Source organism: Actinomycetes bacterium (assembly GCA_036510875.1).
In the GTDB taxonomy this organism is placed as follows: Bacteria; Actinomycetota; Actinomycetes; order Prado026; family Prado026; genus DATCDE01.
Window position 1 is genome coordinate 40,445 of record DATCDE010000090.1, and the last position, 13,488, is coordinate 53,932.

The 13,488-nt window shown below is 74.1% G+C and carries 15 protein-coding genes and 1 pseudogene; 9 read left to right on the plus strand and 7 right to left on the minus strand.

The window, feature by feature from the left end:
- Nucleotides 1-10 precede the first annotated feature (10 nt).
- Both VIM19_05280 and VIM19_05285 read left to right on the plus strand, forming a co-directional pair.
- Nucleotides 11-442 carry an NfeD family protein gene (locus VIM19_05280; protein HEY5184316.1) on the plus strand — a complete coding sequence of 144 codons (432 nt, stop codon included), beginning with the start codon at nucleotides 11-13 and terminating at the stop codon, nucleotides 440-442.
- The gene (locus VIM19_05285; GenBank protein HEY5184317.1) at nucleotides 439-1,410 is read left to right on the plus strand and encodes an SPFH domain-containing protein; all 972 of its coding nucleotides are present in this window, start codon (nucleotides 439-441) and stop codon (nucleotides 1,408-1,410) included. Before VIM19_05280 ends, VIM19_05285 begins: the two co-directional genes overlap by 4 nt.
- On the opposite strand, the gene VIM19_05290 is transcribed toward VIM19_05285, so the two are convergent.
- Nucleotides 1,398-2,486, minus strand: coding sequence for a lytic murein transglycosylase (locus VIM19_05290; protein ID HEY5184318.1), 1,089 nt, complete (start codon nucleotides 2,484-2,486; stop codon nucleotides 1,398-1,400). The two genes, VIM19_05285 and VIM19_05290, sit on opposite strands and share 13 nt — an antisense overlap.
- A 92-nt stretch (nucleotides 2,487-2,578) precedes the next feature.
- Here VIM19_05290 and VIM19_05295 point away from each other — a divergent pair, with 92 nt between their 5' ends.
- The 5 genes from VIM19_05295 (at nucleotide 2,579) to VIM19_05315 (ending at nucleotide 6,927) form a co-directional block, all read left to right on the plus strand.
- Nucleotides 2,579-3,397: an RNA methyltransferase gene (locus tag VIM19_05295; GenBank protein ID HEY5184319.1), complete on the plus strand. Its 819-nt coding sequence runs from the start codon at nucleotides 2,579-2,581 to the stop codon at nucleotides 3,395-3,397.
- Nucleotides 3,390-3,980 (plus strand): histidine phosphatase family protein, encoded by a 591-nt coding sequence (locus tag VIM19_05300; protein HEY5184320.1) that lies wholly within the window; start codon nucleotides 3,390-3,392, stop codon nucleotides 3,978-3,980. The genes VIM19_05295 and VIM19_05300 overlap by 8 nt, the downstream gene beginning before the upstream one ends.
- A gap of 31 nt (nucleotides 3,981-4,011) precedes the next feature.
- Entirely contained in the window at nucleotides 4,012-4,293 is a 282-nt protein-coding gene (locus VIM19_05305; protein HEY5184321.1) for a metal-sensitive transcriptional regulator, read from the plus strand.
- Between the two features lie 23 nt (nucleotides 4,294-4,316).
- The gene (locus VIM19_05310; protein HEY5184322.1) at nucleotides 4,317-4,544 is read left to right on the plus strand and encodes a heavy metal-associated domain-containing protein; all 228 of its coding nucleotides are present in this window, start codon (nucleotides 4,317-4,319) and stop codon (nucleotides 4,542-4,544) included.
- 94 nt (nucleotides 4,545-4,638) lie between these two features.
- The gene (locus VIM19_05315; GenBank protein ID HEY5184323.1) at nucleotides 4,639-6,927 is read left to right on the plus strand and encodes a heavy metal translocating P-type ATPase; all 2,289 of its coding nucleotides are present in this window, start codon (nucleotides 4,639-4,641) and stop codon (nucleotides 6,925-6,927) included.
- Between the two features lie 39 nt (nucleotides 6,928-6,966).
- On the opposite strand, the gene VIM19_05320 is transcribed toward VIM19_05315, so the two are convergent.
- Together VIM19_05320 and VIM19_05325 are read right to left on the minus strand one after the other, a co-directional pair.
- Entirely contained in the window at nucleotides 6,967-7,890 is a 924-nt protein-coding gene (locus VIM19_05320) for an alpha/beta hydrolase (GenBank protein ID HEY5184324.1), read from the minus strand.
- Between the two features lie 10 nt (nucleotides 7,891-7,900).
- A complete protein-coding gene (locus VIM19_05325; protein HEY5184325.1) occupies nucleotides 7,901-9,148 on the minus strand; it encodes a hypothetical protein in 1,248 nt (415 codons plus the stop codon).
- A 150-nt stretch (nucleotides 9,149-9,298) separates the two neighbouring features.
- On the opposite strand from VIM19_05325, the gene VIM19_05330 reads away from it, so the two are divergent.
- Complete coding sequence (locus VIM19_05330) at nucleotides 9,299-10,615, plus strand: wax ester/triacylglycerol synthase domain-containing protein (protein HEY5184326.1); 1,317 nt, start codon at nucleotides 9,299-9,301, stop codon at nucleotides 10,613-10,615.
- On the opposite strand, the gene VIM19_05335 is transcribed toward VIM19_05330, so the two are convergent.
- Nucleotides 10,581-10,871 (minus strand): hypothetical protein, encoded by a 291-nt coding sequence (locus VIM19_05335; protein ID HEY5184327.1) that lies wholly within the window; start codon nucleotides 10,869-10,871, stop codon nucleotides 10,581-10,583. The two genes, VIM19_05330 and VIM19_05335, sit on opposite strands and share 35 nt — an antisense overlap.
- Before the next feature lie 63 nt (nucleotides 10,872-10,934).
- Between VIM19_05335 and VIM19_05340 the strand changes: the two genes are divergently transcribed.
- A complete protein-coding gene (locus VIM19_05340; GenBank protein HEY5184328.1) occupies nucleotides 10,935-12,329 on the plus strand; it encodes a hypothetical protein in 1,395 nt (464 codons plus the stop codon).
- 13 nt (nucleotides 12,330-12,342) lie between these two features.
- Here the strand turns inward: VIM19_05340 and VIM19_05345 are convergent.
- From VIM19_05345 to VIM19_05355, 3 genes and pseudogenes are all read right to left on the minus strand, one after another.
- A pseudogene (locus VIM19_05345) lies at nucleotides 12,343-12,611 on the minus strand (GlsB/YeaQ/YmgE family stress response membrane protein).
- Nucleotides 12,608-12,862 (minus strand): dienelactone hydrolase family protein, encoded by a 255-nt coding sequence (locus tag VIM19_05350; GenBank protein ID HEY5184329.1) that lies wholly within the window; start codon nucleotides 12,860-12,862, stop codon nucleotides 12,608-12,610. Before VIM19_05350 ends, VIM19_05345 begins: the two are co-directional and overlap by 4 nt.
- A complete protein-coding gene (locus VIM19_05355; protein HEY5184330.1) occupies nucleotides 12,745-13,320 on the minus strand; it encodes a dienelactone hydrolase family protein in 576 nt (191 codons plus the stop codon). Before VIM19_05355 ends, VIM19_05350 begins: the two co-directional genes overlap by 118 nt.
- Nucleotides 13,321-13,488 lie beyond the last annotated feature (168 nt).

Below are 13,488 nucleotides of genomic sequence, written 5' to 3' on the forward strand. Positions count from 1 at the left end.
CAGTCAAGTGGTGGATTGGTACTGGTGGCTCCTGATGGCCCTGGTCCTCGGGGTGGTCGAGATCGCGACCGTGGACCTCGTCTTCATCATGCTCGCCGCGGGTGCGGTGGCCGGTGGCCTGGCCTCCGCCCTCGGTGCGCCGCTGGTCGCGCAGGCGATCGTCGCGGCCGTGATCTCCGTCCTCATGCTCGCCGTCGTCCGGCCGGTGGCCCTCAAGCACCTGCGGCAGCCGCTGGACACCCGCACCGGGACGGCCGCCCTGGTCGGCAGTCAGGCCATCGTCCTCGAACGGGTGGACCGGCACGACGGACGGGTCAAGCTCAAGGGCGAGGTCTGGTCGGCCCGCAGCTACGACCCGTCCACGGTCATCGAACCGGGTGCCATGGTGGACGTCATCAGCATCGACGGCGCCACCGTCGTCGTCCTCTCATCGGAGATGTGAGCCACGTGAGTTCCAGCATCATCGCCTTGATCATCGTTCTTGCGGTGTTCTTCGCCGTCGTCGTCACCCTGGCGAAAACGGTCCGGATCGTGCCGCAGGCCCGGGCCGGCGTCGTCGAGCGCCTCGGCCGGTACAGCCGCACCCTCAACCCCGGGCTGACCATCCTGGTGCCCTTCGTGGACCGGCTGCGCCCGCTCATCGACCTGCGCGAGCAGGTGGTGAGCTTCCCGCCGCAGCCGGTGATCACCGAGGACAACCTGGTCGTCAACATCGACTCGGTCATCTACTTCCAGGTCACCGACCCGAAGGCGGCCAGCTACGAGATCGCCAACTACATCCAGGCGATCGAGCAGCTGACGGTGACCACGCTGCGCAACGTCGTCGGCGGCATCGACCTGGAGGACGCGCTCACCTCCCGCGAGCAGATCAACAGCGCCCTGCGCGGCGTCCTCGACGAGGCCACCGGCAAGTGGGGCGTCCGGGTGAACCGGGTGGAGCTCAAGGCGATCGACCCGCCGCCGTCCATCAAGGACTCGATGGAGAAGCAGATGCGCGCCGAACGGGAGAAGCGCGCGACGATCCTCACCGCCGAGGGGTTCAAGCAGTCCTCGATCCTCACCGCGGAGGGCGAGAAGCAGTCGGCGGTGCTGCGCGCCGAGGGCGAGGCGCAGGCCGCGGTGGTGCGCGCAGACGGCGAGGCGAAAGCGATCCAGCGGGTGTTCCAGGCGATCCACGACGGCGACCCGGACCCGCGGCTGCTGGCCTACCAGTACCTGCAGGCGCTGCCCAACATCGCCAAGGGCGACGCCAACAAGGTGTGGGTGATCCCGGCCGAGCTCACCGGGGCGATGGGTAGCCTGGCACAGGCCTTTTCACGAATCCCTCCGGACGCGCCGAAGCCGTCGGCCCCGCCGGCCGCCGCTGCGGACGAGCCGCCGGCGCTGCCGCCGACCGGTCAGCCCGGGTAGGTCGCCGTCAGCTGCGCGGCGATCCGCAGCACCATCTGGACGTACCAGTCCGCGTGGTTGTAGCGGAAAATCGCGCCGCTCAGCCCGGTCGGGCGGCCGGCGCCGTTGGCGCACAGGTAGTTGGCCGCCGAGTAGACCGCGTCCGCGGGGTTCCAGATGTCGGTGATGCCGTCCTTGTTCCCGTCGACGGCGTAGGCCGCGAAGGTCGACGGCAGGAACTGCATGGGGCCCTCGGCACCGGCGGACGACGGCCCGACGTTGCGCCCGTGCCCGGACTCCACCTGGCCGATGGCGGCCAGCACGTGCCAGTCCATCCCGGGACAGGTGGTCGCCGCGCCGCGGTACAGCGCCAGGTAGTCGGCCGGGATGCCGCGGGCGGTCGCGGTGGCGGCAGCCGCGAGGCCCGCGCGCTCGGCCTCGGCCTGAGCCGCGACCAGCGCCTGGGCGGCCTGCTGGGCCTCGAGCAGGCCCTTCGCCCGGGTGGACAGGGCCTGCAACTTGGCCTCGGCGGCGGCCAGCAGGTCCTGCAGCCGGACGGCCGCGGCCTCGACGTCCGAGGCGGTCACCGTGGTGCGCTCGGCCTTGGCCAGCTGCCGGTCGGCCTCGGCCCGGACCGTCAGCGCGATCTGGTCGGCCCGCCGGGTGGCGACGGCGTCCGAGCTGACCACCCGGGAGACGGCGTCCAGCCGGCTGAGCAGGTCGGTCGGGCTGGTCGCCGCCAGCAGGCTGGCCAGCACGGCCACGCTGCCGCCGGACATGTACAGCGCCCGGACCCGGTTGGTCTGGGTGCGCTGGGCGGCGGCGGCCGCGACCGCGGCGTCCTGGGCCTGCTGGTCGGCGGTCAGGCCGGCGCTGACGTCGGTGGCCAGGTTGCCCAGCGAGGCCTCGTAGGCGCGCAGCGCGGTCTGCAGCTGGGGGCGGAGCTGGTCGACGGCCCGGGCCGCCGCGTCGGCCGCGGCCTGGGCCTGCTCGGGGCTCTCCGCGGCCGCCGTCCCGCCTGGGAGCAGCGCGAAGACGGACGCGGCCAGCACCGCCGGAACCGCAGCCCGGATCAGCCGGCGCGTCGCCCACCCCACGCCCCGAAGATCGGCCCGGAAGCCCCCCTCCTTGACCCCCCTCCGGGATGAAGGTGCGGTTTGTGCGTCGTTGCGCACAGAAGGGACCCTTCATGCAGAGTGGGGGGGTGCAGCGGATCGAAGTGGACGACCCGGCGGATCCGCGGCTGGCCGACTACGTCCGGCTCACCGACATGCAGCTGCGCCGGGTCCTCGAGCCGGTGGGCGGGCTGTTCCTCGCCGAGGGGGAGAAGGTGGTCCGCCGGGCCGTCGCGGCCGGCTACGGCGTGCGCTCGGTGCTGCTGGCCCGCAAGTGGCTGCCTGGGCTGGCCGACGTCCTCGAGCCGCTCGACGTCCCCGTCTACGCCGCCGCGGACGACGTCATCGAGCAGGTCACCGGCTTCGCAGTGCACCGCGGTGCCCTCGCCTCGATGCAGCGCCGACCGTTGCCGACACCCGCCGACCTGCTCGGCACCGCCCGGCACGTCGCGGTGCTCGAGGGGTTCACCAACCCGACGAACGTGGGTGCCGTGTTCCGGGCGGCTGCCGCCCTGGGCCTGGACGCCGTCCTACTCAACCCGCTGTGCGCCGACCCGCTGTACCGCCGGTCGGTCCGGGTGTCGATGGGCGCCGCGCTGACCCTGCCCTACGCGCGCTTCGAGCGCTGGCCGCAGGGGCTGGCCGACATCCGCACCGCGGGACTCACCCTGCTCGCGCTCACGCCCGCCCCGGACGCCGTCGACCTGGACCGGCTCAGCGCCGAGGACACCCGCAGGTGCGCCGTCGTCCTGGGCGCCGAGGGGCCCGGCCTGGCCGACAGCACCATGGCTGCCTGCGACCGCCGGGTGCGGATCCCGATGGCCCGCGGCGTCGACTCGCTCAACGTCGCCGCTGCCGCTGCCGTCGCCTTCTGGCAGGTGACCCGTGGCTGAGCTCGTCATCGTGCGCCACGGCGAGACGCAGTGGAGCGCGCAGCGCCGGCACACCGGGCGCACCGACGTCGAGCTGACCGAGGACGGCGAGGCGGCCGCGGTGGCGCTGCGCCCGGTGCTGGCGGACCGGCCGTTCGGCCTGGTGCTGAGCAGCCCGCTGCTGCGGGCCAGTCGCACCGCCGAGCTGATCCTGGGCCACCCGGTCGAGACCGACACGGACCTGCAGGAGTGGGACTACGGCGCCTTCGAGGGCCGCACCGCCGAGGAGATCCGGGCGCAGGAGGGCCAGGGCTGGACGATCTGGACGGCGACCGTCGGCCCCGGTGGGCTGGCCGAGTCGCTCGAGCAGGTGGCCCGCCGGGCCGATCGGGTGAGCCGGCGAGCGTATCCGGTGCTGGCTGCGGGGGAGGACGTGCTGCTGGTCGCCCACGGCCATCTGCTGCGCGTGCTGGCCGCCCGCTGGATCGGTGCCCCGGCCGATCTTGGTCGCACCCTGCTGCTCGGGCCGACCGGCCGCGGCGCGTTGGGCTGGGAGCGGGAGCAGCCGGTGATCGTGCGCTGGAACGTCGACCCGCCCGGTTGATACCCCAGGGGGGTAGGGGTATATTGGGGTCATGCCCGGATACACCGCCGACAAGGACCAGGTGCTCGCCCGGCTGCGCCGCATCGAAGGCCAGGTGCGTGGCATCCACAAGATGGTCGAGAGTGACACCTACTGCATCGACGTCCTCACCCAGGTGTCGGCGGCGACGAAGGCCCTCCAGGCCGTCGCGCTGACCCTCATGGAGGACCACCTCAACCACTGCGTCGTCGAGGCCGCCGTCAAGGGCGGGCCGGAGGCCGAGGCCAAGCTGCGCGAGGCCAACGACGCGATCGCCCGGCTCGTCCGTTCCTGAACCCCCGAAGGAGAAGCACCGCGATGAACGTGACCACCTGGACCGTCTCGGGGATGACCTGCGACCACTGCGTGCACGCCGTGCAGCAGGAGGTCTCCGCGGTCCCCGGCGTCCGGTCGGCCGAGGTCGAGCTCGCCACCGGCCTGCTCACCGTGACCAGCGACGGCCCGGTCGAGGAGCCCAGCCTGCGCGACGCCGTCGACGAGGCGGGCTACCTGCTGGTGGGCCCGGCCCTGGCGCAGCCGCTGTGACCGGCCAGCTGGGTGCGGTGGCCCGGCTGGTGCTGTTCGTCGTGCTGCTGGCCGTGGTCTTCGTGGGCGCCTACGCGATCGGGGCGGCGACGCGATGAGCCCCACCGACTCCGCACCCGCCGTCGTCCAGCTCGAGATCGGCGGGATGACCTGCGCCTCCTGCGCGGCCCGGGTGGAGAAGAAGCTCAACCGGATGGCCGGGGTGACGGCCACGGTCAACTACGCCACCGAGACGGCGCGGGTCCAGGTCAGCGGCCCGGTCAGCGTGGCCGACCTCGTGCAGACCGTCGAGGACACCGGCTACACCGCCCAGCTGCCGGCGGCCCCGGACGACGACGGCCACGGCGGCGGCGGCTCGCCGGCCGGCCAGGACGAGACCGCTGCCCTGCGGCAGCGGCTGCTCATCTCGGCCGTCCTCACCCTGCCGGTGCTGCTCATGGCGATGGTCCCGGCGCTGCAGTTCGACAACTGGCAGTGGGCCGCGCTCACGCTGGCCTCTCCGGTCGTGGTGTGGGGCGCCTGGCCGTTCCACCGGGCCGCCTGGGTGAACCTGCGCCACGGCGCGGCCACCATGGACACCCTGATCAGCGTCGGCGTGCTGGCCGCCTACGGCTGGTCGCTCTACGCGCTGTTCCTGGGCGACGCCGGCATGCCGGGGATGCGGATGCCGTTCACGCTGGTGCCCCGCCAGGGTTCCGGCACCGACGAGATCTACCTCGAGGTGGCCGCGGCCGTCACGACGTTCATCCTGGCCGGCCGCTACGCGGAGGCCCGAGCCAAGCGCAGCTCCGGCGAGGCGCTGCGTGCCCTGCTCTCGCTCGGCGCCAAGGACGTCGCGGTCCTTCGTGACGGCCGCGAGGTCCGGGAGTCGGTGGACCGGCTGGCCGTCGGGGACCAGTTCGTCGTCCGGCCAGGGGAGAAGGTGGCCACCGACGGTGTCGTCGTCGAGGGCAGCTCGGCCATCGACAGCAGCCTGCTCACGGGCGAGAGCGTCCCGGTCGAGGTCGGCCCCGGGGGCGCGGTCACCGGGGCCACCGTCAACGCGGGGGGCCGGCTCGTCGTGCGGGCCACCCGGGTGGGCGCGGACACCCGGCTGGCCCAGATCGGCCGCCTGGTCACCCAGGCGCAGGGCGGCAAGGCCGCGGTCCAGCGCCTCGCCGACCGGGTGTCCGCGATCTTCGTCCCCATCGTGGTCACCGTGTCGGTGGGCACGCTGGGGTACTGGCTGGGCCACGGGGTGGCCGTGGCCGCCGCGTTCACGGCGGCCGTCGCCGTGCTGATCATCGCCTGCCCGTGCGCCCTGGGGCTGGCCACCCCGACGGCGCTGCTCGTGGGCACCGGGCGGGGTGCCCAGCTGGGCATCATCATCAAGGGCCCCGAGGTGCTCGAGAGCACCCGCCGGGTGGACACCGTCGTCCTGGACAAGACCGGCACCGTCACCACCGGACGGATGGCCCTCACCGACGTCGTGGCGGCAGCCGGGGTCGACCCGGACCTGCTGCTGCGGTTCGCGGGGGCGGTGGAGCACGCCTCCGAGCACCCGATCGGCAGCGCCATCGCCGGGGCCGCCCGCGAGCGGGTCGGCGACCTGCCGGACGTCGAGTCGTTCGAGGCCAGCCGCGGGCTGGGGGTCCGCGGCCTGGTGGACGGTCACGTCGTGGTGGCCGGCCGGGTCCGCTGGCTGGCCGAGGAGTGGGCCCTTCGCCTGCCCGCGCCGCTCGTCGAGGCGGTCGCCGCCGCCGAGTCGCACGGCCGCACCGCCATCACGGTCGGCTGGGACGGCGCCGTCACCGGTGTCCTCGTGGTGGCCGACACGGTCAAGCCGACCAGCCGCGAGGCCGTGCACCGGCTGCGCCACCTGGGGCTCACCCCGGTGCTGCTCACGGGTGACAACGCCAAGGCCGCGCAGGCGGGCGCCGACGAGCTGGGCATCACCGAGGTTGTGGCCGAGGTGCTGCCCGAGGGCAAGGTCGCCGAGGTCAGGCGGCTGCAGGCCGAGGGCCGCACCGTCGCCATGGTCGGCGACGGAGTGAACGACGCGGCCGCGCTGGCCACCGCCGACCTCGGCATCGCCATGGGGACCGGCACCGACGCCGCGATTGAGGCCAGCGACTTGACCCTGGTCTCGGGCGACCTGCGGACGGCGGCCGACGCGATCCGGCTGTCCCGCCGGACGCTGGGCACGATCAAGGGCAACCTGTTCTGGGCGTTCGCGTACAACGTCGCGGCCATCCCGCTGGCCGCGGCCGGCTTCCTCAACCCGCTGATCGCGGGGGCGACCATGGCGTTCTCGTCGGTGTTCGTGGTGACCAACAGCCTGCGGCTGCGCCGGTTCGCCCCGCTCCCGTCGTCCCCACCGCCCTCCGCCTGGCCCTCTGCATGAAGGTGCCCTTCTGTCCGCACTGCCGACAGAAGGGCACCTTCATGCAGAGGGGAGGCGGGCGAGGACCAGCCGGGCTACCTCCTCGGGTGCCTCCATCTGGGCCGCGTGCCCCACGTCGTCGAGGACCACGAGCTCGGCGCCGCGGATGGTCCGGCCGGCCCGCTCGGCGATGCTCACGTCGATCAGCTTGTCCCGGCGGCCGAAGACGAGCAGCGTGGGCCGCTCGACCCGGGCCGCGTAGCTCCACAGGTTGCCCTCGCCCCGGGCCACGAACCCACCAGCGAGGCCGCGCAGCGACTCCACGTAGGCCCGGTCGGTGTGCTCGAACCCTTCCCGGTGCCGTACCTCGGCGACGACCTCGGCGCGACGGTCTGGGTGCAGCCGGCTCTCGTCGGCCCAGCACAGGCTGATGAACAGCTCGGCCCTGGCGTCCGGAGTGGACGCTGGGGGCAGCCGGAACAACACCCCGGGCAGCCCCGGCAGCAGCATGAGCGGCATGTGCAGGTTGGTCCACTTCAGCCGGAACACCGGCAGCGCCGGCGAGACGAGCGTGAGCGAGCGCACCAGGTCCGGCCGCTCGACCGCGAGCCGCACCGAGACGGCACCACCCAGCGAGTTGCCGAACAGGTGGACCGGCCGGCCGCCCTCGGCCTCGATGAGCGCGGCCACCGCCGCCGTATGCGACCCCAGCGAGTAGTCGTGGTCCGGCGGTGCCTCGGACAGCCCGAACCCGGGCAGGTCGACCGCGACCCCCGGCAGCGCGGGCGCGAGCAGGTGCATCAGGTCGGTCCAGTTCAGCGAGGAGCCGGCCAGGCCGTGCACGTACACCGCCCGGGCCGAGCCCCGGCGGGCCGCGCTCGGCGTCCGGCGCACGTGCAGCCGGTACCGGCCGGTGTCCACCAGGCGCCCGGACAGGGTGGGCAGCGGCGTCTCGTCCGGCCCGGGCAGCCGCACCGCACTCACCGTGACCCCGTCAGCGCCCGGACCGGACCGCCAGGTCGTGGTAGCGGCGCAACCACGCTGCGTGACGCCCGGGCACCACGACGATGTGGTTGCCGAGCGGCTGCGCGAGCAGGTCGGCCACGGCGTCCGGCCCGACCGCCACGTCCACCTGGGTGCGGCACAGCGCCTCGTCCGGGCGGGCGGGGGCGGCCTCGCCCTCGGCCAGGAACAGCCGGTCCAGTCCGGCGCCGCCGATCCGGACCAGGGTGACCGGCCCCGGCGGCACCTGGGCGGCGATGCCGACCCCGATGCCGGACTCAAAGTGCGAGCGCAGGGCGTAGCCGCTGGTCAGCGACCGGGCAATCGTGCAGTGCGCCAGCCGCACGCTGCCGGACGCCGGGTCGACCCGGGCCGGGTTGGCCATCCAGGCCGCCCCGCCGGTCAGGGCATGCACCCAGAGCATGGCCACCGTGCTGACCACGTCGCCCTCGCACCCGGCCACGATGCCCTCGTCGTTGAGCTCGGCCAGGGCCACGCAGCCGGAGGTCTGCACCGACGTGAGTAGGTCGAAGCAGCGCACGGCGACCGCGTCCAGCCGGTCCTCGTCGACCAGCCGCCGCAGCGCCGGGTGCAACCGCGCCGCCTCCGCCACGGTCTGCTCGTCGGTCTCGCCGAACGCAGACGCGCCCGAGGAGACCGAGCGGGCCAGCTGCAGCACCACCGGCTCGGGGACGGCCCGGTACCCGTCCACGGCCCGGCCGATGGCCACCGGCACCACCTCGGGTCCCCACGACCGCCGCACCACCTCGGCCGTGGGGGAGCTGGCCACCAGCCAGTCGGAGGGGTCGCCCACCAGGCCGATCCGGGTGCGGTGCAGCCGCCGGTGCACCCGCAGCACCCCCATGAGGTCACCCAGTTCCGCGGCCGCGGCCGCGTCGCACGGCGTCGAGAAGTAGACGATGCGCCCGGCACCGTCGTCCTGCTGGACTCGGGCCAGCGCCTCCAGGCAGGCCGGCAGGCTGTTGCTGTCCGGGGTGGCCACTAGGACCAGCGGCTCGTCCGGCCAGGCCCCCTGCTGCCGCTGCCAGAGGTCGAGGATCGCGTGCTCGGTGCCTCCGGTCGTGACCAGCACCGCGAGCGGCGCGTCGGTCGGTGTCGCGGTCGCGGGGCGACCACCCAGCGCGGCCAGCGCGTCGCGGTAGGGCGCGGCGAACCGTTCCAGCGCCGCGGTGTCGTGCAGTGGCGAGGCCACCGGCACCAGGTCGAACGGCTCGGGCATGGCGGCCTCCGGTCGGGTCGAGTCGGGTCGAGGTAGCGACCCGTCCAGTCCATCCGGGGCACCGCGGGCAAGTCAGGGGCTTTCGGCCTCTGGCCGGGTCGGCTGCACCCGGGCCACCCTGACAGGGCGACGGACGACGAGGGGTCGGCGATGGATCGGTTGCACGCCCTAGACACCGCGTGGCTGGCCATGGAGGGTGACGGGCCGCCCATCGCGATCGGCACGGTGGCCGTCGCCGAGGGACCGCCGCCTTCGGACGGGGAGATCGCCGACCTGCTCATGGAGCGGCTGCCCGACATGGGGCGGCTGCGCGAACGGCTGGTCCATGGCGGCGCCCTGCGCCGGCCGAGCTGGTCGACCGACGCCACCGCTGCGCTCGCCCAGCAGACGCACCGGGTGGAGTGCTGCGCCGAGCACGGCGGGCTGGACGCCATGGTGTCCGGGATCATGGAGACCCGGATGCCGCGGGACCGGCCGCTGTGGGACCTGTGGGTCGTCCAGGACGCCGACTCGGACCGCTGGGCACTGGTCTGGCGGGTGCACCACAGCATCGCGGACGGGCTGGGGGCGCTGGTGCTGCTCGGGCACGCCTTCGACCTGCAGCCTGGACCTGGCCGGACGCTGGCCGACCTGGCCGTCGAGTCCGGCCGTTCCAGCAGCGCCTCCCGGCAGCTCCTCGCCGGCCTGGCCGCGCTGCCGACCGCACTCCCGAGGCTGCCGGACGTCGTCGCTGCGGTGCTGCCGAAGTCGCCGTCCCCGCTCTCTGGCCCGGTCGGGGACCGGCGCCGCTGGGTCTCGGTGACGGTGCCGCTCGACGAGGTGGCCGCCGTTCGGGCGGCCCTGGGCGGCACCGTCAACGACGTCGTCCTGGCTGCGGTGGCCGCCGGTTTCCGACGGCTGCTCGAGCACCGGGGGCTGCCGACCCGCGGGCGCAGCGTGCGCAACGCCGTCCCGGTGTCGGTGCGGCCACCCGCGGGGGTGCGCAGCGACAACGAGGTGAGCCTGCTGCTGGCCCGGCTCCCGGTCGGCGTCGACGACCCGGTGGAGCGGCTGCGGCAGGTGCGCCGCGAGGTGGCAGCGATGCGGGCGTTCGGCGTGCCCGTGGCGCTGGTCGGCCTGCTCGGCCTGGTGGACCGGCTGGTCCCGGCGGCTGCGCTCGAGGCCGTCGTTCGCACCGCTGGCCGCACCGTGCCGGCCTGGTACCTGGACACGCTCACCACCAACGTGCCCGGGCCGCGGGTGCCGGTCTACCTGGCCGGGCGCCGGGTGCAGGCGATGTTCCCGATCATCCCGGTGGCCGGCCGCACCCGGATCACCACGGGGATTTTCAGCTACGACGGGTCGCTGCACATCGGCGTCACAGGGGACGGCGAGCAGGCCGCCGACGTCGACGTGCTGGCAGCGGGGATCCGGGACGGCGTGGCCGAGCTGGCTAGCCTCGCCGCCAGCGCAGCACCAGCACGCTGACGAAGGTCGCCAGCGCCGCGCCCCACGCGCCGGACCAGGCGCTGACGAACGGCAGCACGGCGAACAGCAGCCAGGTGACCACCGCGGCCACAGCGGCCGAGACCAACGCGGTCCGCACGGTCGCGCTCAGACCGCCACCGCCGGAGCCCTTCGCGGGGGTCACCTCGGCCTTGGCCTTCTTTGCGGGCGGGCCGCCGAGGCTGGCCTCCACCTCGCGCAGCAGCCGCTCCAGGTCGTCGTCGCCGGAACCCGCCATGACCCCAGTCTGCGTCGTAGCGGCCGGACCGGCCAGTCCGTCGGGCCGCTTACCATCGACTGCGTGACCGGAGCCGGAACCGTGCCGGACCTCCTGGAGAGCGGCAACGACCGGCCGACCCGCTGGACTGCTCCCAGGTGGTCCTCGCTCAGCCCCCGCCGGCGGCGTGTCCTTGGCCTCGTCCTCGTCCTGGCCGTGCTCCTCGCGGCCGGCGGCATGTACCTCAAGCGGCTGCCACCCCAGGCGCCGGCGCTTGCCGTGTCGGTCGACCCGGGCTCCGCCCAGCTCGACCCGGTGGCCCAGCTGTCCGAGGGCCCGCCCGGCGGCTCCACCCACGTCGAGCTGGCGGTGGCGGTCGCGCTGGCCGACCAGTCCTGGGCCGGGCCGAACCGTTCCGTCGAGCTGCTCGGGCTGGACGGCCCCGGCCTGCGTGCCACGTCGCTGCTGCCGAGCGCTCCGCGGCTCGGCGGGCCCACACCCACGGTCGGAGCCCTGATCATCGGCGCCGACCTCGACTGCACCGCCGTCCCGCTGCCCACCCCAGTGGACGGCTACCGCCTGTGGGTGCTGGTGCGGGACGGGGCCCGCCAGGCGCCCCGGCTGGTCCCGCTCGGTGCGGCGGCGCCGGTCTGGGCCGAGCGGGTGCAGCGGGCGTGCACGTGGGTGCGCACCCAGCAGCAGGTGTCCGTCACCGCGGTCCGAGCCAGTGTTGACCCGCTGCAGCCGGCCCTGGACCTGGCCGTCACCGTCCGAAACGACGGCCCTCTCGACGCGGTCGCCTGGACCACCGGCCGAAACGGCTGGGGCGACACGGTCGACCCGGCGGTGACCTTTGTCACCGTCGCGAGCGGGCAGAGCACCACCGTTCGCACCCGGCTGGCCCTGTCGGCCTGCCTGTCCTGGGCGCAGCCCACCTTGCCCACGAGTACCCAGGAGACGCCGCTGCCACTCGTCGCGTCGGTCGGCCGGCAGACGACGGGCAGCCCGCCCAACGGGTGGGAGCCACCCGGCGTCCCACTCACCCGGTCTGCGGCCACCGAGCTCCAGGCGGCGCTCAGCGTGGCCTGCGGGGGGATCACCACCCCGGTCGCGGTGACCGTGCCAGGACAGTCGAGCTACGACCCGCAGACGGGGACCCTCACGGCCCGCCTGGTCGTCCAGCTGCCAGCGGGACGGGTCCAGCAGGCCCGGCTGGTCGCCCCGCCCGACAGCGCGTCCGGCTCGCTGACCCCGCTGTTCGACTCAACGGCCTGGCAGGCTCCGGACGCCGCCGGCCGGCTGGCGGTGACCGTACGGTTCCGCGCGATGGACACCCAGCCGTGCCTGGGCGCCCCGTTCCTGGTGTTCTACCTCGACGCACGGGTGCCGGAGCCGACCGGCGATCGGCAGCTGCGGTTCGCCATGTCCACCGAGGTGGCGCCGCCCGGCACGGGCGCCGCGTTTCTCTGCTCCGACTGACCGGCGGACGGCGTCAGGCGCGGGTCGAGGCGCGCCTGCCCAGGATGGCGACCGTCCCGGCCACCCCGCCGGCCGCGACCGCGATCTGCAGGATGTGCCGGATCCAGTCGATCCCCCCGGTGCTACCGACCCCGAGCAGGGTGGCCAGCCAGTTCCCGACAAGGGCGCCGACGACGCCGATGAGCACGGTCAGCCACATCGGGATCGGCTGACGTCCACCAGCCGGGCCAGCAGGCCGATCACGGTGCCGACGATAAGGAACCAGATGATGTCGCCGATCATGACGTTCCCTCCGGTCGTACGTGGGTGTCGAAGAAGGCGAGGATCCTGGTCCAGGCGTCCTGCGCCGACGGATCGTGGTACGCCGCTCCGATCACGGATCCCATGGCGCGGTTGAGCACGCCCTCGTGGTGGTTCAGGAAGCTGTGGCCGGCGCCCGGGTAGGTCCGCACGTCGTGCTCGACCCCCAGCGCGACCAGCGCGGACTGCAGCCGCTCGTCACCGCCGCGCAGACTCCGGTCGTTGGCACCCAACGAGGCCACCAGGGGCAGGCACCCGCCAGGGCCCGTTCGGCGTCCGCCGGCACCAGTCCGTAGTTGACGGCGGCCACGTCGAACCCGGAGCCGGCGGACAGCAGGGCGAAGCCGCCGCCCAGGCAGAACCCGATCACCCCGACCCGGCCGGAGCAGCCGGGTTGGCCGCCCAGCCAGCGCCGGGCCTCGTCCAGCTCGTCGAAGGTCCGGCCGTGCCCGGCCCGGAGCTGGGCGAACGCCGACCTCAGGCAGCTGAACCGGCGGCCCCAGGCCAGGAAGTCCGGGGCAAGAGCGAGGTACCCCGAGCGGGCCAGCCGGTCGGCGATGGAGCGGATGTCCTCGGTCAGCCCGAGCGCCTCGTGGATCACCACCACGCCCGGCCACGGGCCCGGCGACTCGGGCGCGGCGAGGAAGGCCGGCAGGCGTCCGTGCTCGACGCGCAGCTCGACGTCGGTCATGCCCGCACCTCCCTGCTCCACCCGCCCAGCGAAGCTTGGTTGACGGGTTCTTGACGTTGATCTTGAGTTTTCGGGCGGCGTTTCGGAGTCCGGATCGACGGATGTAGTCCGTTACCTGCGCGTCGATCGTGGCCAGGGACTGTCGCAGGGGTGGTGGTGCCGGTGGTG